We start from the raw sequence: 556 nt of genomic DNA on the forward strand, positions 1-556 counted from the left end.
TACTTGTCCGCGCATTAAATCAATCTGGTTTTGCCCACAAGTGCCATTGCTTAAGATGATTTTGACATGTGGATACTTTAAGGAAAACTCCCTTATTATTGGACTTAATCGGGAAATGGTTAATGACTCCGGTGCAGCCACTTTTAATACTCCCCTAACTTCGTGTGCGTTTTGCATATTCTTAATCTGGTCATGGGTGGAAAGCAAATCTTCCGCTAAGGGCATTAATTCCCTTCCTAAATGCGTAAGCTTCAAATTTCTTTTCACATACGTAAAAAGCGCGCCGCCAATTTCGTTTTCAAGTGCTTGAATATGTGAGGTTATGGTGGACTGAGTATAATCCAACTTAGAAGCAGCTCCTGTATAACTACCGACTTCTACAATGGTTTGAAAGGTTATAAGATGCCTAATCTCCATATCATTACTCCTTTTTATATGATGTATCGAAAAAAATGATAATGGTTTTAAAAACTTCAATTTTATTTATGGGTGATCTTATCATACAATAAAAGCTGGTCATTCGTAAATTAGTAAACGAAGGTGATTCAATGAATAT

General features: G+C 36.3%; 1 protein-coding gene. It reads right to left on the minus strand.

Annotated features, from left to right (window positions below; all coding sequences use genetic code 11):
* The coding region (locus AC3G7N_RS22175; RefSeq protein WP_489424272.1) for a LysR family transcriptional regulator at nucleotides 1-417 on the minus strand (417 nt) is incomplete at its 3' end.
* Nucleotides 418-556: the final 139 nt, after the last annotated feature.

The organism is Virgibacillus carmonensis (genome assembly GCF_057836705.1).